Origin of the sequence: Leptolyngbya sp. CCNP1308 (assembly GCF_034932455.1) — a bacterium.
Classification (GTDB): domain Bacteria; phylum Cyanobacteriota; class Cyanobacteriia; order Phormidesmidales; family Phormidesmidaceae; genus Nodosilinea.
On record NZ_JAYGIH010000074.1, the window covers coordinates 130649 to 151783 of the forward strand.

Sequence of the window (21135 nt, forward strand, 5' to 3'; positions counted from 1 at the left end):
GGAGAATAGAGCAGACTTTAGACCGGGCTAGGGGTGGAGCCAACTCCTGCCGTGGGGAGCGCGGTGAGCCAACTTGGGAACCCTCAGGCTAATATCGACATACTTTTAACGGGCAGCTTTGAGCAGGGGTTTGAACGGGCTATGGGGTGCTGGCGGCGATCTTGAAACCCGACGAATTGGATATTCACTTGCTGATTGAAGGGCTGTACCACCGGTATGGCTACGATTTTCGCAACTACGCCCCGGCCTCCCTCAAGCGCCGCATTCAAAACTTTCTGCGCACCGAAGGAATTGCCACCGTCGCCGAGTTGCAGGCCCAGGCTCTGAGCGATCGCGCCTGTGCCGGACGGCTGCTGCTAGGGCTGACGGTGAATACCACGGCCATGTTTCGAGATCCAAGCTTCTATGTGGCCTTTCGCCAGCGGGTGGTGCCGCTGCTGCGCACCTATCCCTTCTTTCGCATTTGGCACGCGGGCTGCTCGACGGGGCAAGAAGTCTACTCGATGGCCATTTTGCTGCAAGAGGAAGGGCTCTACCCCCGCTGCCGCATCTACGCCACCGACGCCAATGATCGGGTGCTGCAAATCGCCCAGCAGGGGATCTATCCCTACAAGCAAATGCAGGACTACACTCAGCTATATTTAAAGGCCGGTGGCCAGCGCACCTTTTCGGAATATTACACGGCCAACTACGACAACGTTATTTTGCGCCCTGCCCTGCGGGAGCGAATAGTCTTTGGTGAGCACAATTTAGTGACCGATGGCTCGTTCAACGAGTTTAATGTGATCATCTGCCGCAATGTGTTGATTTACTTCAATCAAACCCTACAAAATCAGGTGCATGAGCTGTTTTATAACAGCCTGTGTAAGTTTGGTATTCTCGGTTTGGGCAAGCAAGAAACCATCCGGTTTACAAAATATGAAACCGCCTATGAGGATCTAGCAAAAGCTGAAAAGCTTTACAGGAGGCGCAATTAGTGACCTACGAACTGATAGTAATTGGCACTTCTCTGGGCGGCTTGTCGGCTCTCAAAACTCTGCTCGGGGCCCTGCCCCAGAACTTTTCTGCGGCGCTGGCTATTGTGCAGCATCGCCACCGCGAGTCTGACCAAGGGTTAGGCAATTTCTTACAACAGTTTACGGTTCTTCCAGTGCATGAAGTTGAAGATAAAGAACGCATTCAGCCGGGGCATGTTTATCTCGCCCCAGCCGACTATCATTTACTGGTAGAATACGGGTATTTTTCTCTGTCTGTTGATGAGCCGGTTTCCTACGCCCGCCCGTCGATTGATGTGCTGTTGGAGTCGGCGGCTGATAGCTACAGCGAACGCGTGATCGGTGTGATTTTGACCGGAGCCAACCAGGATGGTGTATGTGGGCTAGCGACGCTGAAGGCGCGGGGCGGGGTGACGATTGTGCAAGACCCAGACACAGCGGAGAGCCCGGTGTTGCCCAGGGCCGCGATCGCGGCGGTTCCCGTCGATGCCGTTCTCACTCTGGGGCAGATTGCGCCCCGTTTAATGCACCTCTGCGCGGCGGGAGGCTAGTCATGCAAAGCGAATTTCCGGTCAATATTTTGCTGGTGGACGATCAACCCGAAAACCTGGTGGCGCTAGAGGCCATTCTGGGAGAATTGGGGGCCAACTTGGTCAAATCAACCTCGGGGGCAGAGGCGCTGCGCTGTCTGCTTCAGGATGACTTTGCGGTGATTTTGCTGGATGTACAAATGCCTCAAATGGATGGCTTTGAGGTGGCCACGCTGATTCGCCATCGCCAGCGATCGCGGGATACGCCAATTATTTTTCTCACCGCCTTTAGCAGCAACGAACAGTTTATGTTTAAGGGTTACGCCCTGGGGGCCGTAGACTATTTAATCAAGCCGATCGCACCCAATATTTTGCTGTCTAAAGTAGCTATTTTTATTGACCTATTTAAAAAGAGCGAGGCTCTGCGCCAAAAAACAGAAATCTTGCAACAGCAGACTAGTCAGCTAGAGGCCATTAACGCTGAGCTGCAAATGAGCGAAGAGCGGTTTCGTCTGCTTAGCACCTGCTCTCCCCTGGGGGTGTTTGTCACCGATACCGAGGGCCATTGTGTTTACACTAACCCTCGCTTTCAGGCGATCTGCTGGGGCTCAACCGAGGCCATCCCTGAGCAAAGTTGGCTGATCTCAGTGCACCCCGACGACTCCGCGATCGCCCAATCGACCTGGACGGCCTTTATGGCCGAAGGACAGGAATATTCCCAGGAGTTTCGGTTTCAGGCGGAGGACGAGGTGGCGCGCTGGGTTTCGATTCGTTCGGCCCGCCTGGTGTCGGAGCAGAGGCAGTTTCTCGGCTATGTGGGCACCGTTGAAGACATTACCGAGCGCAAGCAGGCCGAGGCGGCCAACGCTCAAGTGATTCGCGAGCAGGCGGCTCGCCAGGAGGCGGAGACCGCCAACCGCATGAAAGACGAGTTTATTGCGGTGCTCTCCCACGAGCTGCGAACGCCGCTCAATTCAATTTTGGGCTGGTCACACCTGCTGCGATCGCGCAATTTAGACCCGCAAAAAACCGACTACGCCATCAGCACCATTGAGCGCAATGCCATTGCCCAAAAGCAGCTGATCGAAGACATTCTCGATGTCTCTCAAATTGTGCGGGGCAAGCTCCAGCTCCACTGTCAGCCGCTCGATCTGGCGGCGATCGCCCAGGCGGCCCTAGAGACGGTGAGGCCAGCGGCAGAGGCCAAGGCGATCGCCCTGGTGGATAATCTTCAGGAAATCCCCCGCCTAGAGATTGTGGGCGACGCCCTGCGCCTCCAGCAGGTGGTCTGGAATTTGCTCACCAACGCGATTAAATTCACTCCCCAGCAGGGGCGGGTAGACCTGCAGCTCTCGGTGGTGCCCGACCTGCCCAAGTCCTCAATATCTTCCCCAGCAGCCTATGAACCGGGCTATGTCCAGCTGCGCATCAGCGACACCGGCATGGGCATCGACGCCGACTTTTTGCCCCACATTTTTGATCGGTTTCGCCAGGCCGACAGCAGCACCACCCGTGCCCAGGGGGGGCTGGGGCTGGGGCTGGCGATCGTTTACTACCTGGTAGAGCAGCACCAGGGCTACGTCTGGGCCGAAAGCCCCGGTGCAGAGCAGGGCACCACCTTTACCGTGGCCCTGCCGCTGGTGCCCTCCCCCTCTGACCCCGTGCCTGCCGCACCTCCCGATCCCCAACCCGCCGAGGTCGGCCTCCGCGCCCTGGTAAATATGCCCATCTTGATCGTTGACGATGACGCCGACACCCGCGACTATTTGACGTTTTTGCTAGAGTCCCAGGGGGCGATCGTCACGACGGCGGCCACGGCGGGGAAAGGTTTTCAGCTGCTCAGCACAACGCAGCCGGCACTGCTGCTGTGCGACATCAGCATGCCCGATATGGATGGCTACACCCTAATTCAGAAAATTAGAACAGAGCTGCCTGCACCCCAGGCTCAGATTCCGGCGATCGCCATTACCGCCCACGCCCGCGTTTCTGACCAGGCCCACGCCCTGGCTTCTGGGTTTCAGCACCATCTGCCCAAGCCGGTGGAGGCAGAAGCGCTCATTCAAACGATTCTTCAGGCGACTGGGGCAACGGCCTCCTAGGCGATCGCCTGAGCCCTTGCCCCTTGCCAGAAGGGTTAAAGCTTGGTACATCTGTGCCATGTCTTCAGGCCGTACCCACGATCGCATTACCCTCTGGGCCTTACCTCTGGTGGTGCTGGCGGCCTTTCGCGTCACCCTCAGCGGCTGGCTGACCACGGTGGTCTGTCTAGGGTTTTTGCTGGGCGGCTGGATGCTCGGCCCCGATCTCGATATTCACTCGGTGCAGTACAAGCGCTGGGGCTGGCTGCGGTGGATCTGGCTTCCCTACCGAGGCCGCATTCGCCATCGATCGCACTGGTCCCACGGGCCGATTCTGGGCACGGCGGTGCGGGTGCTCTACCTGTCGCTGTGGCTGAGCTTCGGCGGGCTGCTGCTGGTCGATCTGCTCAACAGCGCCCAGCGCACGGCCCTTTCCTGGGGCGACCTAATCGACGGGTTGGGCTGGGCCTTGAGCACCTACTGGCCCTGGTGGCTGGCCCTGGTGGTGGGGCTAGAACTGGGTGCCCTGAGTCACTATGTAGCCGACTGGATATCCTCCGCCTCTAAGGGCAAACGGCGGCGGGCCAAGAAGCGGCGGCGGCGGTAGTGAAGCGGTATACAGGTGGCAGAATAACCCATCCACCCATCCACTCATCCACCCACCTAACCATCCACTGGCGACGACTTCTCCCAGCGATCGCCCACCACCACCGTATGTACCTGCCACTGGGGGCTGGGCTGGGGATAGTCTTGGCGAAAGTGACCGCCCCGGCTCTCGGTGCGAAAGGCAGCGCTGTTGAGAATCAGCCAGGCGATGTCGTAGAGGTTGCCCAGCTCGCCCCAGGCCCGCACCAGCGGCCAGTCTAAGGTGTCTGGCAGCGGGTAGGTCTGGCCGGGCGACAGTCGGTGCAGAGCCTGCCAGGGGTGCTGCTGCCACTCGGTGCGCCCCTGGCTGAGAGCGGCGATCGCCCCCTCTAGCCGGGCCTGATCGCGGCTGATGGCCGCAGCATCCCACATTAGCTGGGTCAGGTGCTCTCGCTGCTGATGAATCGTTGCCAGGGCGTCTTCGGCGGTGTTCTGGGGCCAGAGTAGGGCAGCTTCATCAAGGACTGAAACCTCCACCGTCGGGGCCTGTCTATCTCTGTTGTCACCCGATATTAGGGGCAGGTTGACCAGTTCAGCACCGTAGACCAGGCATTCCAGCAGAGAGTTGCTGGCCAAGCGGTTGGCCCCATGTACTCCGGTGCTGGCGTTTTCGCCCACGGCATAGAGGCCCGGAATCGTAGTTTGGCTGCTGAGATCCGTCGTGATGCCGCCCATCCAGTAGTGGGCGGCGGGGGAGACCGGCACCGGGTCGCTGAGGGGGTCGCAGCCCCAGGTGCGGCACACCTGCAAGATGTTAGGGAAACGGTACTGCAAGCGATCGCGGGGAATGGGCCGCATGTCGAGCCATACCCGGCTGTCGCCGGTCTTTTGCAGATGGTGAAAAATGGCGCGGCTGACCACATCCCGCGGGGCCAGTTCGCCATCGGCATGGTAGTCGAAGGCAAAGCGGTAGCCCTGGCGATCGACTAAATGCGCCCCCTCTCCCCGCACCGCTTCGCTGATTAAGAAAGGCGGTGCCCCCGGCTCGGCTAGGGAGGTGGGATGAAACTGGACAAATTCTAAATCGCGCAGTTGGGCTCCGGCCCGCCATGCCATGGCTACGCCATCGCCCGTGCTGGCGGTGGGGTTCGTAGTTTGGGCATAGACCTGGCCGCCACCGCCCGTGGCTAGCACCGTGGCCTGGGCCGACAGCCACTGAAGCTGCTGATTGTGAGCCACCAGCGCCCCCCTGCAGCGGCCTTCTACCATCCACAGATCGAGGGCAAAGGCGCTTTCAAAGACGGTGATGTTGGGCCGCTGCAGCACGGCCTCGGCCAAAATCGAGACGATCGCCCGCCCGGTGGTGTCGGCGGCGTGGAGCACGCGGCGGCGAGAGTGGGCGGCCTCCAGGGTCATGGCCAGCTGGCCCTCGGTGCGATCGAAGGCCACCCCCAAATCCACCAGGCGCTGAATACAGGGAGCGGCCTTGCTGGCCAGGTGCTCTACCGCTTGGGCATCGCACAGCCCGGCCCCGGCCACCAGGGTATCGGCCACGTGAAGCGAGACGGCGTCGTCTACGCCAATGGCGGCGGCAATGCCTCCCTGAGCCCAGTCGCTAGCGGAAATTGACAGGGTGTCTTTGGTCACCAGGCCAATGCGCCACTGGGGCGGAATCGATAGCGCCGAGTAAAGCCCGGCGGCACCTCCCCCAATTACCAGCACATCGAAATAGGGGCCTTGGCGCGGCGCGAGGGACGACAAATCAGGCTGGGTCAAAGATGACTCCCAAGAATGATTCAAATAGTTAGTGGGTGCTAAAAACCCTGGCTAACCAGCATTGGCCTTGGGCCAACCTGACCAACCAGGGCTGCTAAGGGCGAAGCCAGACAGAGGGATAGGCCCGCTGTCTACTCTGTCTACTTATAGACGCCGTTGTTAAAGCGATCGCCACCTTCCACAAACGCGGAGTCGGGCACAGTAACCGTGAAGTTGTCTAGGTTCTTGCGCAGAATCTCAAGCTGTGGATCGCTTAGACCCGGCAGATCGAGCACGTCGTCAACGCTCTCGTAGGGAGCATTGAGCAGAATCTTGCGCGCCAGGGTGGGGTACAGCCCAGGGAACTTTCTAAAGCCCTGGACGTTGGCGTTGTTGAGATCTAATTTGGACCCGTATTCTGTCTCGAGCTTGGCATCTACCGCGTTCTGCGGAGCTTCTGCCAGCCAGGCCGTGGCTACAATAGGGGCACTCAGGATGTCTGCCCCAAAGATGGGCCCAGAGATGGGCTGTGCCACAGCGGGGCTACTCACCCAACCCAACAGCACTGCCAGCGCAACGAGTAGGCCAACCAGTTGTTTCATTTACCCTAATCCTCTCCTACCAGTGTGAATGACTATACACAGCTTTTCTAAGAGACTACCATTTTCCACGCCCCTACAACGGAGAAAGAACGCTGTTGGGCCGTTTCGGTAGTCCCTATGGGGATTCCTGGGGCAGACGCTCTAATTCTTCGGCGTAGTACTCGCCAATGTCTTGCCCGCGCAGCAAAATTTGCTCGTACCGAATGGTCGCCCGCAGGGTGACTGGCTCACCCACGGTTGGCGGCGGGGTGGCGCTGAGCACCCAGATTGAGCCTGAGTCATCCACCAGTTCGTACAATCCCTGGCCCACCAGGGGCAGATGGCGGCCTACGGTTCCAGCCAGGTACACCAGATCGCTCTGGCTCTGTCCCGCCTCGCCGATGGGGGTGATGGGGTCAAGCCAGGCGAGGCCGGGCCAGGTGCTGAGGCGATCGCGCAGCGAGTAGCCCACCGTGGCATCGACGCTGGCCCCGCAGCTGGTGACGGCTACCAGGGCTAACCCAACCACTCCGTAATAGGTAAACCGATACTTTAAAGGGTTCATTAGAGGCTTTTTGGGGCGCTGAGGGGCGATCGCAGGCTTCCAGAGGATCAAAATCTGAGACACTGAGAAAGCATCGAATCCTTAACTAGAGCAAAGTTTGCCCTAGGATTCCAACCGCGATCGTTTCCGAGATACAGGTTAGCGCACCCGGCCATGACCCAACTGCTCGACGGCAAAGCCCTAGCGACTCAAATTCAAACCGATCTGGCCGCCACTGTTCAGGCCTTTACCGCCCAGGGGCACCGTCCCCCAGGGCTGGCGGTGATTATGGTGGGCGACAACCCGGCCAGCGCCGCCTACGTGCGCAACAAAGAGCGGGCCTGTAGCCGGGTGGGGATTGCGTCCTACAGCAAGCATCTGCCCGCCACGGTGTCTCAGCAAGAGGTGGCCGATCTGATTCAGCAGCTCAATGGCGACCCCAATGTGGACGGTATTTTAGTGCAGCTGCCGCTGCCCGATCACCTTGACGCGGTGGCCCTGCTGCTCACCATCGATCCCGACAAGGATGCCGACGGGCTGCACCCGATCAATCTGGGGCGGCTGGTGCGGGGAGAGCCGGGGCTACGCAGCTGCACTCCCTATGGAGTCATGCGGCTGCTAGAGGCTGCCCAGATTGACCCCGCTGGGGCTACGGCGGTGGTGGTGGGGCGCAGTATTCTGGTGGGTAAGCCCATGGCCCTGATGCTGCTAGAGGCCAACGCCACGGTAACGATCGCCCATTCGCGCACCCCCGATTTGTCTGCGGTGATGCGGCAAGCTGATATTCTAGTGGCGGCGGTGGGTCGTCCCGGTATGATTACCGCTGCGGACGTTAAGCCCGGCAGTGTAGTCATCGATGTGGGCATCAACCGGGTCGAGCAGCCCGATGGCTCAGCCCGGCTGGTGGGGGATGTCAATTTTGCCTCGGTGGAGCCGGTGGCGGCGGCGATCACCCCGGTGCCGGGGGGCGTTGGCCCTATGACCGTGGCCATGCTGCTCGAGAACACCGTCACCAGCTACCGCAACCGCCTGTAAACCCAGAGATTGCCAGCCTTAAACTCACTTTTTTTGTCGCGTTTCAACCCGCCTGCCGCTATGGTGCCAACCAACTCCCTCGATTCTAGACCCGCTGCTGCTGGCTCCTTTAATTTGGAAGCCTACCTGGCAGATCGTCGTCTCCAGGTAGAGGCCGCCCTCGACCAGGCTCTTGCCCTGCGCTATCCCGAAACCCTCTACGAATCCATGCGCTACTCGCTGCTGGCTGGAGGTAAGCGCCTGCGCCCCATTCTTTGCCTGGCCACCTGTGAACTGGCGGGCGGCAGTCTAGCGATGGCCATGCCCACGGCCTGTGCCCTGGAGATGATCCACACGATGTCGCTGATCCACGACGACCTACCGTCGATGGATAACGACGACTACCGCCGGGGCCGCTTGACCAACCACAAGGTCTACGGCGACGATGTGGCAATTTTGGCGGGCGACGCCCTGCTGACCTACGCCTTTGAGCATGTGGCAACCCAAACCCGGGGAGCGTCTCCCGAGCGGTTGCTGCGGGTGGTTGCCGGACTGGGCAAGGCCGTGGGGGGCGAAGGTCTGGTGGGCGGCCAAGTTGTAGATTTGGCCAGCGAAGGCAACCCCGACGTGACGCTAGAGACCCTCAACTACATCCACAACCACAAGACGGCGGCCCTGCTAGAAATCTCGGTGACCTCCGGGGCCATACTGGCGGGGGCTGACGAAGAGGCAATTGAAAGCCTGCGGCAGTACGCCCAGCGCATTGGTCTGGCCTTTCAGATTGTGGATGACATTCTCGACATCACCTCAACGCCCGAAACCCTGGGTAAGTCGGTGGGCAAAGACATCACCGCCCAAAAGGTGACCTACCCCAGCCTATGGGGGCTCGAAGAGTCGCGCTGCCAGGCCAATCAGCTGATTGAGGCGGCTAAGGAAAGCCTGGCAGAGTTTGGGGAGCTAAACCAACCGCTGCTGGCGATCGCCGATTATATTGTTGCCCGTACCTACTAGTCACCCGTACCTACTGGGGTTTGCCTGCGCCGATGGATAGTTTTAGCGACATCTTCAACAACCATGTGCTTGTGGTAGCTCTGATTGCCTGTTTTACGGCCCAAGGGCTCAAGGCAATTATTGAGCTGGTGCGCCACCGCAAGCTCAACCTGCGGGTGATGGTTGAAACCGGCGGCATGCCCAGCGCCCACTCGGCTCTGGTGACGGCTCTGGCCTGCGGCATGGGGCAAACCCTAGGCTGGTCGAGCCCGATATTTGCTGCTACGGCGGTGTTTTCAGTCATTGTTATGTATGACGCGGCGGGGGTGCGCCAGGCAGCCGGTAAACAGGCCAAGGTGCTGAACCAAATTATCGACGAGCTGTTTCAAGAAAAGCCCGAAATTCGGGAAGACCGGCTGAAGGAACTGCTGGGCCATACGCCCTTTCAGGTGATTGCTGGATCGATTCTAGGAGCCATGATCTCTTGCCTGGCCGCACCAGCCTACTGATTCTAAATCCTTCTTCGTGAGCCCCAAACCGTAGGAGCGAGTGCAATTCGCTCCTACGGTTTGGGCTTTTGGAAATTGGGGTTGTGTGATTTTGATTTGCTATGAGCTGACGCGCTACTGGATGATGCCGCAACACCATAGCCGGTAGCTGAGGGGAGTCACAGCTACCGGCTATGGTGTCAACGGATGACTGGTTTTGAGGGGCAATCCTAGGGTGCGGTGAGGGCCACCGCTGGGGTCAGCATGACCACTTCCTGGCTATCGACGATGAAGCCGGGGATGTTGAGGCCGGTGAGCACAGACAGGGTGGAGGCGGCCCCCGCAACATCGGGGCTGTGGGCAATGAGTAGGTAGGAGCGCTGGCGATGTACCGCTAGGCCTACGGCCTGGCCCACCTGGCGCTGAATGGCGATCGCCGACTCAGGCTGGTACTGATAGTCCACCAGCACCGCAAACCCTGTCCCCAGCGGCTGAGGGGCGTAGGTGGTTGGTGCTGTCTGCGTCGTAGCCGGGGCAGTGCCTGGGGCAGGGGTACCATTGTTGGGGGAAGTGCCGTCGGCAGGGGGAGTTGTGCCACTGGTGGGCGGGGTCGTGCCTCCGGTGGGTGGGGTCGGCTGGGCGGCGATGGTGGCTGGCCGGGCCACAAAGGCCTGGAAGCCCTCTACCTCAGTCATGTACTGGGCCCAGGCGTTGGCATTCTCTAGGTTGGTAAAGCCCCCAGCCCGCACGACGGTGTCGTTGAGGTAATCGCAAACTAGAACGGTGCTATTGGAGGGCAGCAGGTTTTGTACCCGCGTGCGCTCGGCCTCGGTGTTGCTACGTACCAGCAGTAGATACTCGTTAGCGGCCGGGGGCGGGCAGGGCGGAAACTGGGCTTGGGCAGCAGTCCAGACCCCAGCTAGCGGGGCAAGCAATAACCCCAGGGCAATGCTGCCCGCGCGGGGCAGCGTCATCCAACTCAGCGATCCTCGTGTTCTGCTGCTCCGTTTCAAACCCTTTACCATTGCTTTTGTTACCGCCATAATCTGCCAGCGATTCTAGCCTAAAGCGGCGATCGCGGGGCAGAGATTCTAGGTTTTTATCGCAATTGCGCCCGGCTTTACCCTAGGACACCACGGCATCCAGGGAGGCTAGAGGATCGGGAATAGAGGCAGAGGGAGCCTCAAACTCCCCGGTGCCCACATAGTCAAACCGCAGCTTGACCCAGGTAATGAACTGCTTGCTGGTGGAAACTAGAGCTACAGCGGGCTGGGGGCAGCGGGCTTTAACGCTGGCCAGCTCGGGAGCCTCCAGAAACGCGGGGGACTTCACCAGCCAAAAATTCACCTCCTGCTCTTGCTCCTGATAGTAGCGGCGGCGCTCCTTGAGGACTTCATCCAGGGGTTCTTCTTCGAGCAGAAATTTTTGGCTGGCGACGGCGTAGTAGTAGGTGGTCATATCGAAAAGCTCCCTTGTTGTAGAAAGATTTTGTTGTAGAAAGACGAGGCAGACAGGGGGTAGGAGGAGTGGGGGTGAGGAATGCAAAGTTCAAAATTTTGAATTCTCAATTTTGCATTTCCTCAGATCAGCGCTTTCATCTCGCGGACGGCGCGCTCTAGGCCCACCAGTACGGCGCGGCTGACGATGCTGTGGCCAATGTTGAGTTCCTCCATGCCGGGGATGCTGGCGACGGGGGTGGTGTTCCAGTAGGTGAGGCCGTGGCCAGCGTTGACCCGCAGGCCGAGGGCGATCGCCTGGGCAGTTCCCTGGGCGAGAATATCGAGTTCGCGGTGCAGATCAGCTTCGGCTTTGGCTTCGGCGTAGGGGCCGGTGTGCAGCTCAATGAACTGGGCACCCACCTGGGCCGAGGCTTCAATTTGGTCGGTGGCGGCGTCGATAAACAGGCTGACCGGAATGCCCGCTTCCTGGAGGGTGCTGACCACCGATTTCATGCGATCGCGCTGACCCGCCACATCGAGCCCGCCTTCGGTGGTCACTTCTTCGCGCCGCTCGGGCACCAGGGTGACGTAGTCGGGGTTGACCTCGAGGGCGATCGCCACCATTTCGTCGGTGGCGGCCATCTCCAAGTTCAGGTGGGTGCGGACGGTCTGCCGCAGTAGATGCACGTCACGGTCTTGCATGTGGCGACGGTCTTCGCGCAGGTGCACGGTGATGCCGTCGGCACCGGCTAGCTCGGCCAGCACCGCTGCGGCCACGGGGTCGGGTTCGACGGTGCGGCGGGCCTGACGAATCGTGGCAATGTGGTCGATGTTGACTCCCAGGGTAGGCAAGCGATCGCTCCTCAAGATTCCAATCGGCTACAGCCTATGATCCTACCCTATGGGCTTACCCACTAAAAGTCGCCGCTAAAAGTCAATCGAGCGAATCAGGGGCTGCGGGTCGGGGGTAATGGAGGCACTATCGGCTGGGGAGATGGTGGGAGACGAGACGGTAGTGCGATCGGTGGCGTTGACGATCGCCCCCAGCAGCGGCAGGTCTTCATTTTCTAAAAGTTGTTCTAGCAGGGCCTCTAGCACCGCTTTGTCGGTGTAGCCGGGGCGGGTCACCAGCAGCAGCCCATCGCTGGCGGCCCCAAGGAGCAAGGCGTCGTTGCTGTTGCCCAAAGGCGGCGCGTCGATCAGCACCAAGTCAAAGCGGGCGCGGGCATCGGTTAAAAATTGTCCCAGCTCGCTCGACTCCAGAATCGCCGCCGGGTGGGGCTGGGGGCCGGGGCTGGGGGCGAGGTAGAGATTTTCGACCCAGGGGGCGAGCTGAATCGGCGACTGCTGCCGTCCAGCGTAATAGTGCAGCGGTTCAGAGATGGCGGCTGGATCGAGCTTGACCCCAAGCCGGTGGCCGCAGGAGGGCTGGCGCAGATCGGCTTCGACAATCAGGGTACGGCGACCGGCGCGGGCGGCGGCAATGCCCAGGTTAAAGGTGCTGGTGGTTTTCCCCTCCCCCGACCGGCTGCTGACTACCAGCACCACCCTCGGGGGGGCGCTGGCTTCGGATAGGCTGCCCGCCCGGCGCAGGCTGCTGCGCAGGCGCTCGTAGATTTCGAGGTCAGGAGTTTGGGGCTGGTAGAGAATCGGCCAGCCCTGGGAGGAGGTGGCGGCCAGGGCGGGTACCAGCCCCAGCACCGGCACATCCTGATCGGTGAGAATCCCCTGGAGGTCTTCAGCCGTGCGGGCGGTGCTGTCGAGCAGATCGAGCAGAAAGACCACAGCCCCGGCAGCGACGATTCCCAGCAGTCCGCCCACGGCCATCACCGCGATCGGGCTGGTGGGTGGGTCAGCTTGCAGTGTGGTGATGGGCGGTTGGGCTACGGTAAGGCTGCTGGCGGTCTCGGCCTCGGCGGCTTCGGCGTCAATGCGTTTGGCCTGGATCTGGTCGTAGAGAGCCTGGTTGAGGGCCACCTGCTGGGCTAGGCGGTTGCGCTCTAGCTGCTTGTTGGGCAGGCTGGAGTACTGCTGCCGCAGTTGGCCGTCGCTCTGGCTGAGCACCTGCTGCTGGCTGGCCAGGGCGGCCCGCTGGGCGCTGAGGGTGACTAGCTGGTTGGCCAGGGCGGCCCTGGCCGGGTCGAGGGTGCTGTTTTGGCGCACTTCGCTGACGCTGGGCAGGGCAGCCAGGTCTTGGCCGCCGATCACCTCCTGGGCGCGCTCGGCCAGCAGGGCGTTGTAGGCGGCTAGATTTTGGCGCAGGTCTTGAATGGTGGGGTGTGACTCGCGCAGATTGGCCGACAGCAGCTTGAGCTGGGTCTCGCTCTCTAGAATCTGCGATCGCAGCTGGGCAATAATCGGGTCGGCACTCAGGGCCGAGGCGGTAAACGCCTGCCCCGGCGTCAGCCCTAGCTGCTGTTGCAGACTTTGGATCTGGGAGTCGAGCCCCGCCAGGGACAGCTGGTTCTGGCGCTGCTGCTGCTGCCCGCCCGAGATCGCCCCCAGCAGGCTGCCGTCGAGGGCGGCTTGAATAGCTGGGCCTTCGGTGCGATCGTAGGCTTCCAACGCCTGCTCGGCAGCCCTTAGATCGGCCTCTACAGCGGGCAGGCGTTCATCTAGGGCGGTCACAATGGCCCGAGTACGAGCCCCGTTGGTTACACGGCTGAGTTCCACCATGGCCTCAAACATCAGGCTGAGGGCAAGCTGAGCCTGCTCTCCGTCGGCTCCGCGAAAGACGACGGTAACCCGCTGCACCACGTTTTCTTCCCCCTCTAGCTGAACCGTGGTGCGGGAGCGCAGGGTTTCCGGATCCATCGAAATCCCCCGCCGATCTAGCTCCTGGGAGACCTGCTGAAGCAGCACGTCGGCCAGCAAAAATTCCTCCGAAATAATGCCCTGGCCCCGCTGCTGCACCTCAGTGCCGGTGGCGGTCAGGGCCACCACGGGCGCATTCTGCACCAAGACTCCCTCGGCGCGGTACAGCGGCGGCGGCGGTGGCTGTACGGCCACCACTGCCGAAATCCCCAAAATGCCCAGCAGGGTGGCCAGGCTAGGCCACTTGTAGCGGTCTAGGGCCAGCAGATAGCGTTTAATAAACGGAGAAACCATCGCTGCTCTGGGGGCTAGGGCCTAAATAACGAGTCTGCCGAATCCGTCAACGAGTCGAAAAAGAGCAAGAAGCCCAGCACATCGCGAAAGGGCTGAGTAAAGGTATTGAGAGCATAGCTGACCCGTGCCAGCAGGTTGCGGTCAACCACCAGAATGTCGTTCTCCTGGAGGGGAATGTTTTGGGTGAGGTCGCCGTTGACCGCCGCTGTCGCGTCTACCGTAATCGTATCGGCAGATCCGGTTTCGGGGTTAAACCGCAGGACGGCAATGCGGTTGTAGGCCGCCACATCGGGGTTGACCCCCGCCACCGCTAGAGCATCTAAGAAGCGACTGCCGTTGCGCAGGTTAATAGACCCAAATCGAGCCTCGCCGCCCCGCGCCCCCGCCGCCCGGTTGAGCACCCGGATGGTGATCTCAGGCCGAGCCAGGGTTGAGGTGGCCACCAGGGCGCGATCGTAGCTCTCCACCGCCTCTGGCGTCAGGCGGGGCACGGTGATCACATCGCCGTCTTGCAGTCTCACCTGGGGAATGGGTTCGCCCTGGAGGAGCGGTGTAAACAGATCGATTGTGCGCGACATGATTTCGCCGTTTTCCAGGGGGCGATCGACCTGCACCAGGCGCAGATCGGCCAGGGTGGTGGAGCCCCCAGCCGTCAGCAGCGCCACCGACAGCTGGGGAGCCTGTAGGGGGTAGAGCCCTGGGCGAGGCACTTCACCCACCACGGTTACCTCCACCGGGCGCTGGGTGGTGAGAATCACCGACACATCGGGATTGACCACGTACTCGTTATAGAGGTTAAAAATTGTTTCGCGGGTCTCCTCCAGGGTGAGCCCGGTGAGGTTGAGGGTACCCGCCAGGGGCATCACCACGTTGCCCTGTATGTCTAGGGTGGCGGGGAAGCTCAGGTCGGGAAACCGCTGTACTCCGACAAAAATGCCGTCTCCAGGCCCCAGCCGGTAGTCGTCGAAGACGGTGTTGGGAGTGGGAGCGTTGGGAATTTCAGAGTCTAGCCTCAGACTGGGGTCAGGGCTGCTGCGGGGAAAGTCTGCTGGCGGGGTTTGGGCCAGAGCTGGGGCGATCGCGATCGCCAACCAAAGGCCCGCCAGGCTGCCCCAGCATCCCAGCGCCCTAGCGCCCCAGCCTCGGGTTGAACCACAAAAAACCATAGCTATAACCGTGGGGACGCGATCGCCCTGTGCGAATACCCAATACTGCCCCATTTTCCCGGCTGTGGGACAGGGTTTAGCGCAGTCTGGCCAGGCGAGGGGCGCTCATTTTAAGCCAGTTGCCGCTGACCTGTTGGGCTTGGGGTTGCTAGCGGGGAGGGCGATCGCCGTCAATATCCCCCCAGGGGTACAGCGACAAAGCTTAAGTTTTAGTTTTAGTAGTTTGTAGAAGCTTCACGGTCCGGTCCGAGATCTAAACTTTCCGCAATATACCTAGATCTTCTCAACCCCGCTGAGTTCAGCCATATAGTCTGTACAGCGGTTAGGGATGGGTACACTTGGCCCTGAATAGCTCAATTTTTCCTTTTAGACGGATGGCTATGGTTAGTTTTGGCTGGTTTGCTACAGGTAGGTTCAATGGGTAAATCTTTAAAGGCCGCAGTGATTGGCACCGGCGTTATTTCTAAACAACATTTAAGCTTTCTAGATAGTTCTGACCACAGCGAATTGGTTGGAGTGTGTGACTTGTCTGCCGCCGCCGCTAAGTACGCCGCGGAGACCTTTCATGCTGGTCAAGCCTTCACCGACTACCAGGCCATGCTGGCCGAGACCAAGCCCGACGTAGTGCACATTCTCACCCCGCCCAACACTCACCAAAAGCTGGTCACCGACTGTCTCAACGCCCAGGCCCACGTCATCTGCGAAAAGCCGATTACGCCCACCTACGAGGATTTCAAAACCCTCTGGCAGCTGGCCCAGGAGAAAAACCTGCACCTGATTGAAAACCATAACTACCGGTTTAACGAGGCCATTCTCAAAATCGAAGCCATGGTCAAAGACGGCACCCTGGGCGAGGTGCAAGAGGTTGAGGTGCGCGTCGCCCTAGGCTACCGCGAAGCGGGTGGGCGCTTTGCCGATCGCAACCTGCCCAATCCCGTACACAAGCTGCCCGCCGGGGTCGTGCACGACGTGATTACTCACATGGCCTATCTGCTGCTGCGGTTTATGCCCGAGGTAGACCGGGTCGCCGCGGCCTGGAGCAACCACGGCGGTGGCGATTTATTTAAGTACGACGACCTCGACGCCCTTTTGCTCAACGGTCAGCAGCACGCCCGCCTGAGGTTTAGCTGCTACACCAAGCCCGAGTGTTTTACCCTATTTGTCAGGGGCAGTCGGGGCTACGCCGAAACTGACCTGTTTCAACCCTTCCTGCGCACCGTGATTCCTCGGGCCGGGGGAGAACAACTGTCGCCGCTGATCAACCACTTTGTCAATGGCTGGGATCTAATGGGCTCCAGCGTTAAAAACTTCCGCAATAAGGTCATGCAGCGCACCGCCTACGAAGGGCTGCACCGCCTGCTCGACCAGACCTACGCCGCCATCCTTCACAATCAGCCCATGCCGGTGAGCTTCGAAGATATGGATAAAACCAACCGGCTGATTGAAACCTTACTTGCAGAGGAGAACCGAGTATGAAGCTGTTTATCACTGGAGCGTCAGGGTTTTTAGGCAAGTACGTTGTGGCCGAGGCAGTGCGCCAGGGCTACGCCGTCAAGGCCGTGGTGCGCCCCGCCACCGATGCCTCGAAGCTGGCCTGGGCTGACCATCCTGCGGTGGAGCTGGTGCGCCTCGATCTGCGCCAGGGTCGCGGCATCGCTGAAGCCCTCGGCGACGTTGACTGTGTGATTCACCTGGCAGCGGTCAAGGGCGGCGATTTCTACGATCGCTTCGCCGGCACAGTCCTCACCACCGAAAATCTGCTGGGGGCCATGACCACTGCTGCCGTCAAAAAGCTGGTGGCCACCAGCACCTTCTCGGTGTACGACTACTTCAACCCTTCGGCCAATCGGGTAATCGACGAAGCTTTCCCCATCGAGTCTGAGCCCGAGTATCGCGACGCCTATGCCCAAACCAAGCTAATTCAAGAAGACCTGATGCGCGACTGGGGCGACACCAACGGTGCCGCTGTCACCCTAATTCGCCCCGGCATGATCTACGGTCGTGAGGCGCTGTGGAACGCCTGCCACGGGGCCGACTTTGGCTCCAAATGGCTGCTGATTGGCCCCAAGGCTCTGATTCCAGTCACCTACGTCGAAAACTGCGCCGAGGCCATTGTGCTGTCGGTGAGCAGTGCCGCCGCCGCGAACGAAGTGATCAACGTGGTAGACGACAATTTGCCCACCCGTCGCCAGTTCACCAAAGCCCTGGTAAAGCGCACCGAAAACCCGCCCCAGGTAATCCCCATGCCCTGGGGCATGATGCGCGGCGTCTCTAGCCTGGCCTGGTTTGTGAACCAGCAACTGCTCAAGGGCAAGGCCCGTCTGCCTGGTCTGCTGATTCCCGCCAGCCTGGATGCGCGGCTGAAGCCCTTTCGCTATACCAACGCCAAGGCCAAGGAGATGCTCAACTGGAGCCCCCGCTACACCCTAGAGGCGGCCCTCGATCGCAGCGTCAGCGACCAAAACCTGCTGAGCGACATCCTGGCCAAGGCTCCCGCCACCCCCACCCTAGAGCCTGTGGCCCAGGGCTAGCGGTGGTCAGCTTTAGGAGATTCTAGAAGAGAAGATCCTCGCCTTATCCGGCGACTGTAGCTACCGTAGGTTGGGCAGTGCCCACCATTTGGGAAAAGTTTCCTAGAAGTCGCCTTAGACCAATAAAGCCCGTGTTTCCAGCCTTAGAAACACGGGCTTTATTGGTCTAAGGCGAAATAAATTTGCCTGCTAGAAAACCCAGTCGTCGCCACAATAGAAAAGTGATGTTGTAACGGTGGATGCTGGCAGCTATGGAAATTGAGCAGATTCTCGCAAAGGCAATGACCGGAGGCGATATTTCCCCCGCTGAGGGCGTAGCGCTCTTGCAGCAGCGAGATCCAGTCACTCTAGAGGCCATTCGTCACACGGCAGACACCCTGCGCCAGCGGCAGGTGGGCGAGACCGTCACCTACGTGGTCAACCGCAACATCAATTTCACCAACATCTGTGAGCAGCACTGTAGCTTTTGCGCCTTTCGCCGCGATGCCCAGGAGGAGGGAGCCTACTGGCTTGACTTTACCCCTATGCTCGAAAAAACCACTGAGGCGATCGCCGTGGGAGCCACAGAAATTTGTATGCAGGGTGGGTTGAACCCCGAGGCCAAAATCGACGGCCTCTCCCTGAACTATTACCTGAAGCTGGTGGACACCATCAAGGGTTCGTTCCCTGCGCTGCACCTGCACGCTTTCTCGCCCCAGGAGGTGCAGTTCATTGCCCGCCAGGATGAGATGAGCTACCGCGACGTGCTGCTGGCCCTCAAGGATGCCGGGGTGGGGTCGCTGCCGGGAACAGCTGCGGAGGTGCTCGACGACGAGGTGAGGCGGGTGCTGTGCCCTGAGAAAATTGATAGCGCCACCTGGCTGGAGATTATCGGGCTGGCCCACGAGATTGGTTTGCCCACTACCAGCACCATGCTCTCGGGCCATATTGAAACCTCCATTCAGCAAATCACCCACCTTGAGAAGCTGCGCCAGCGTCAGCGTCAGTCCCTAGAGGCGGGCTACTCAGCGGCGATGACTGAATTTATTGTGCTGCCTTTTGTAGGGCAGGAGGCTCCCAAGCCCCTGCGCCGTCGGGTGGGGCGCGACCAGCCGGTGCTGGCCGATGCGCTACTGCTGATGGCGGTGGCCCGCATCTACCTGGGCAACTGGATTGTCAACCATCAGCCCAGCTGGGTGAAGCTGGGGCTGGGCGGCGCGACCGAGGCGCTGACCTGGGGCTGCAACGACATCGGCGGCACCCTGATGGAAGAGCACATCACCACCATGGCCGGAGCCCAGGGGGGCACCTGTATGACGGTGAAGGATCTGCGGGGGGCGATCGCCGCCTGCAACCGCCCCGCTCGCCAGCGCGACACCCTCTACGGACTGGTCGAATCCTCTAACGGCGCTGTTTCACCATCGATAGCTGTGGGATCTGCTGGGAACACCGCCCCGGCCCGGCAGTCGCGCAGCCAGAGTCTCACCGCCTGACCGACAATGCCGTCGCTGCTCTCCTGGGGCGGGGTGGGGGCGCGATTGAGCGGGTCTAAGGGGCCGCTGTCTGAATAGGTGTCCAGGCTTGAAAACAGCAGGGCCATATGCCAGCCCTCCTGGGTTGGGGTGAGAAACAACCAGTGGTGGTGTTGCAGGGAAATGGGCTGATCCTGCCAGTACTGCCGCTCTAAGGTGGTAAAAAACACCTGCTGCAAATCTGCATCGGGTACCCGCTCGCTAGCGGCTTCTGTGGGAGATCCCTGGGACAGTTCTAGGGGGGTGAGGTCGGGGGCACTGGCCACCAAGATGCTGGTTACGGGTTGGATTGGACTAGTGGATAGATCTAGGTTGCGGCTAGACACTCGGTTGGCATAGCTGGGCAAGTCGGCCAAAAGCTGAGTGGCGAGCACTTGGGGGTCGGTAGGGCAGGGATTAGTGGGCCGCAAATAGCTGGGCTCGGCTTCAGACGGCTCCTGCGCTTGAAGGCTGCCACCCAGGGCCAGCAGCAGTGCTGTACCCCCAGCCCAAGCGGCGGGGCGGGCTAGGGGGCGATCGCAGTAGAACATTCTTCGCAGATGCGCTCAAAGGCGGCGGCGGGGTCGGGGGCAGCGGTAATCGGTCGGCCAATCACCAGTAGGGTGGCCCCGGCATTGAAGGCTTGAGTCGGGGTCATGGTGCGGCGCTGGTCTTGGCTATCGGCCCAGGTGGGGCGTACCCCTGGGCACACCAAAACAAAATCAGCGGGTAAAAAGCGCCGCAGCTGGCTGGCTTCCTGGGGTGAGCAAACGACGCCTCTCAGGCCACTGTCTCTGGCGAGTAGCGCCATTTGTAGCGCGTAGCTATTGGAGTCAAGGGGAATTTTTAGCTCAACGGCCAGGGTCTGCGGGTCAATGCTGGTCAGTAGGGTAACGGCCAGCACCAGAGGTGGCTCTACGCCGACAGCCTCGGCTCCGGCGATCGCCGCCTGCTGCGCTACCGCCATCGCCGTTTGGCCCGCCGCCGCGTGAACGGTCAGCAGATCGGCCCCGTAGCGCCCCGCCGCCCCGCAGGCCCCCGCCATGGTGTTAGGAATATCGTGAAACTTGAGGTCGAGAAAAATGCGCTTCTGCCGGGCCTTGAGTTCTGCAATCAGCCCAGGGCCAGAACTGACAAACAGCTCCAGGCCCACCTTCCAAAAGCTTACCTGGGGGAGGGCATCCACCAACGCCAGGGCCGCCGAGGCCGAGGGTAGGTCTAGGGGCACGATGATGCGCTGATCAACGGTCATGGGCAGAGGTCTGGGGCATAGGGGGCAAGGGTTAAACGGGGCGTACCAGCATCAGGGTTTGGCCAAACTCCACGGGCTGGGCATTTTCTACCAAGATCTCGACGATTTCGCCGCTGATCTCGGCCTCTAGCTCGTTCATCAGCTTCATGGCCTCGATAATGCACACCGTTTGCCCGCTGCTGATGCGATCGCCCACTCCCACAAAGGCCGGTTCTTCTGGGGCGGGCGACCGGTAGAAGGTGCCTACCATGGGGGAAGTAATGGCCAACAAATCGCTGCTCTTGCCCGGCGGGGTGGCCGGGGTCGCGGGCGGTGATGCTGAAACCGGCTCGGCCACTGGCGGTGAGTTAGGTGCTGATTCTCCTGCCGTCTGAGGAGCTATGGGGGCCGGTGCCACCACCGACACCATTGCCCCTGGTTTGCGCAGGGTGAGCTCAAAACCTGAACTCTTGAGGGTGAGCTCAACAATATCGCTCTGGCTCAGGGCGGTGACTAATTCTCTCAAATCGGTGACGCTTAATTCCACGGCGTAAGTCTCATACGGTCTTATTGAGGGGGTGGTCTTGTCGAGGGCAATGGGCAGGCTTGG

At 60.5% G+C, this 21135-nt stretch carries 21 protein-coding genes; 10 read left to right on the forward strand and 11 right to left on the reverse strand.

Features of this window, described 5'->3' with window-relative positions; all coding sequences use genetic code 11:
- Positions 1-161 precede the first annotated feature (161 nt).
- The 4 genes from VB780_RS19115 to VB780_RS19130 are packed head-to-tail and all read left to right on the forward strand — an operon-like array spanning position 162 to position 4210.
- A complete protein-coding gene (locus tag VB780_RS19115) occupies positions 162-977 on the forward strand; it encodes a protein-glutamate O-methyltransferase CheR (protein WP_323352769.1) in 816 nt (271 codons plus the stop codon).
- Positions 977-1546 carry a chemotaxis protein CheB gene (locus tag VB780_RS19120; RefSeq protein WP_323352770.1) on the forward strand — a complete coding sequence of 190 codons (570 nt, stop codon included), beginning with the start codon at positions 977-979 and terminating at the stop codon, positions 1544-1546. Before VB780_RS19115 ends, VB780_RS19120 begins: the two co-directional genes overlap by 1 nt.
- Positions 1547-1548: 2 nt before the next feature.
- Positions 1549-3624, forward strand: a complete 2076-nt coding sequence (locus tag VB780_RS19125) for a response regulator (protein ID WP_323352771.1) — start codon at positions 1549-1551, stop codon at positions 3622-3624.
- 58 nt (positions 3625-3682) lie between these two features.
- Positions 3683-4210: a metal-binding protein gene (locus tag VB780_RS19130; RefSeq protein WP_323352772.1), complete on the forward strand. Its 528-nt coding sequence runs from the start codon at positions 3683-3685 to the stop codon at positions 4208-4210.
- Positions 4211-4266: 56 nt separating this feature from the next.
- On the opposite strand, the gene nadB is transcribed toward VB780_RS19130, so the two are convergent.
- From nadB to VB780_RS19145, 3 genes are all read right to left on the reverse strand, one after another.
- Positions 4267-5964 carry an L-aspartate oxidase gene (gene nadB, locus VB780_RS19135; protein ID WP_323352773.1) on the reverse strand — a complete coding sequence of 566 codons (1698 nt, stop codon included), beginning with the start codon at positions 5962-5964 and terminating at the stop codon, positions 4267-4269.
- Positions 5965-6104: 140 nt separating this feature from the next.
- Positions 6105-6545: a photosystem II complex extrinsic protein PsbU gene (psbU, locus tag VB780_RS19140; RefSeq protein WP_323352774.1), complete on the reverse strand. Its 441-nt coding sequence runs from the start codon at positions 6543-6545 to the stop codon at positions 6105-6107.
- Positions 6546-6660: 115 nt separating this feature from the next.
- On the reverse strand, positions 6661-7089 hold the full coding sequence (locus VB780_RS19145; protein WP_323352775.1) for a hypothetical protein: 429 nt from the start codon (positions 7087-7089) through the stop codon (positions 6661-6663).
- A 153-nt stretch (positions 7090-7242) separates the two neighbouring features.
- Between VB780_RS19145 and folD the strand changes: the two genes are divergently transcribed.
- The 3 genes from folD to VB780_RS19160 are packed head-to-tail and all read left to right on the forward strand — an operon-like array spanning position 7243 to position 9581.
- Positions 7243-8103 (forward strand): bifunctional methylenetetrahydrofolate dehydrogenase/methenyltetrahydrofolate cyclohydrolase FolD, encoded by an 861-nt coding sequence (gene folD / locus VB780_RS19150; protein WP_323352776.1) that lies wholly within the window; start codon positions 7243-7245, stop codon positions 8101-8103.
- A gap of 60 nt (positions 8104-8163) precedes the next feature.
- On the forward strand, positions 8164-9093 hold the full coding sequence (gene crtE / locus VB780_RS19155) for a geranylgeranyl diphosphate synthase CrtE (protein WP_323352777.1): 930 nt from the start codon (positions 8164-8166) through the stop codon (positions 9091-9093).
- A 32-nt stretch (positions 9094-9125) separates the two neighbouring features.
- Positions 9126-9581, forward strand: coding sequence for a divergent PAP2 family protein (locus tag VB780_RS19160; protein WP_323352778.1), 456 nt, complete (start codon positions 9126-9128; stop codon positions 9579-9581).
- A gap of 209 nt (positions 9582-9790) precedes the next feature.
- Here the strand turns inward: VB780_RS19160 and VB780_RS19165 are convergent, their stop codons facing one another.
- The 5 genes from VB780_RS19165 to VB780_RS19185 all read right to left on the reverse strand — a co-directional run bounded on the left by VB780_RS19165 (position 9791) and on the right by VB780_RS19185 (position 15273).
- On the reverse strand, positions 9791-10534 hold the full coding sequence (locus tag VB780_RS19165; RefSeq protein WP_323352779.1) for a hypothetical protein: 744 nt from the start codon (positions 10532-10534) through the stop codon (positions 9791-9793).
- 151 nt (positions 10535-10685) lie between these two features.
- Entirely contained in the window at positions 10686-11018 is a 333-nt protein-coding gene (locus VB780_RS19170; protein ID WP_323352780.1) for an MgPME-cyclase complex family protein, read from the reverse strand.
- 122 nt (positions 11019-11140) lie between these two features.
- The gene (locus tag VB780_RS19175; RefSeq protein ID WP_323352781.1) at positions 11141-11851 is read right to left on the reverse strand and encodes a pyridoxine 5'-phosphate synthase; all 711 of its coding nucleotides are present in this window, start codon (positions 11849-11851) and stop codon (positions 11141-11143) included.
- A gap of 75 nt (positions 11852-11926) precedes the next feature.
- Entirely contained in the window at positions 11927-14107 is a 2181-nt protein-coding gene (locus VB780_RS19180) for a GumC family protein (protein WP_323352782.1), read from the reverse strand.
- Positions 14108-14121: 14 nt separating this feature from the next.
- The gene (locus tag VB780_RS19185) at positions 14122-15273 is read right to left on the reverse strand and encodes a polysaccharide biosynthesis/export family protein (protein WP_323352783.1); all 1152 of its coding nucleotides are present in this window, start codon (positions 15271-15273) and stop codon (positions 14122-14124) included.
- A gap of 417 nt (positions 15274-15690) precedes the next feature.
- Here VB780_RS19185 and VB780_RS19190 point away from each other — a divergent pair, with 417 nt between their 5' ends.
- The 3 genes from VB780_RS19190 to cofH all read left to right on the forward strand — a co-directional run bounded on the left by VB780_RS19190 (position 15691) and on the right by cofH (position 19276).
- Positions 15691-16749: a Gfo/Idh/MocA family oxidoreductase gene (locus tag VB780_RS19190; RefSeq protein ID WP_323352784.1), complete on the forward strand. Its 1059-nt coding sequence runs from the start codon at positions 15691-15693 to the stop codon at positions 16747-16749.
- On the forward strand, positions 16746-17804 hold the full coding sequence (locus VB780_RS19195; RefSeq protein ID WP_323352785.1) for an NAD(P)-dependent oxidoreductase: 1059 nt from the start codon (positions 16746-16748) through the stop codon (positions 17802-17804). Before VB780_RS19190 ends, VB780_RS19195 begins: the two co-directional genes overlap by 4 nt.
- A 251-nt stretch (positions 17805-18055) precedes the next feature.
- Complete coding sequence (gene cofH / locus VB780_RS19200) at positions 18056-19276, forward strand: 7,8-didemethyl-8-hydroxy-5-deazariboflavin synthase subunit CofH (protein ID WP_323352786.1); 1221 nt, start codon at positions 18056-18058, stop codon at positions 19274-19276.
- Here cofH and VB780_RS19205 read toward each other — a convergent pair.
- From VB780_RS19205 to accB, 3 genes are read right to left on the reverse strand one after another with little or no spacing between them, the layout of a single operon-like run.
- Positions 19165-19845, reverse strand: a complete 681-nt coding sequence (locus VB780_RS19205) for a hypothetical protein (protein WP_323352787.1) — start codon at positions 19843-19845, stop codon at positions 19165-19167. The two genes, cofH and VB780_RS19205, sit on opposite strands and share 112 nt — an antisense overlap.
- Entirely contained in the window at positions 19821-20546 is a 726-nt protein-coding gene (gene pyrF / locus VB780_RS19210; protein WP_323352788.1) for an orotidine-5'-phosphate decarboxylase, read from the reverse strand. The genes VB780_RS19205 and pyrF overlap by 25 nt, the downstream gene beginning before the upstream one ends.
- Before the next feature lie 31 nt (positions 20547-20577).
- Positions 20578-21072 carry an acetyl-CoA carboxylase biotin carboxyl carrier protein gene (accB, locus tag VB780_RS19215; RefSeq protein WP_323352789.1) on the reverse strand — a complete coding sequence of 165 codons (495 nt, stop codon included), beginning with the start codon at positions 21070-21072 and terminating at the stop codon, positions 20578-20580.
- Positions 21073-21135 lie beyond the last annotated feature (63 nt).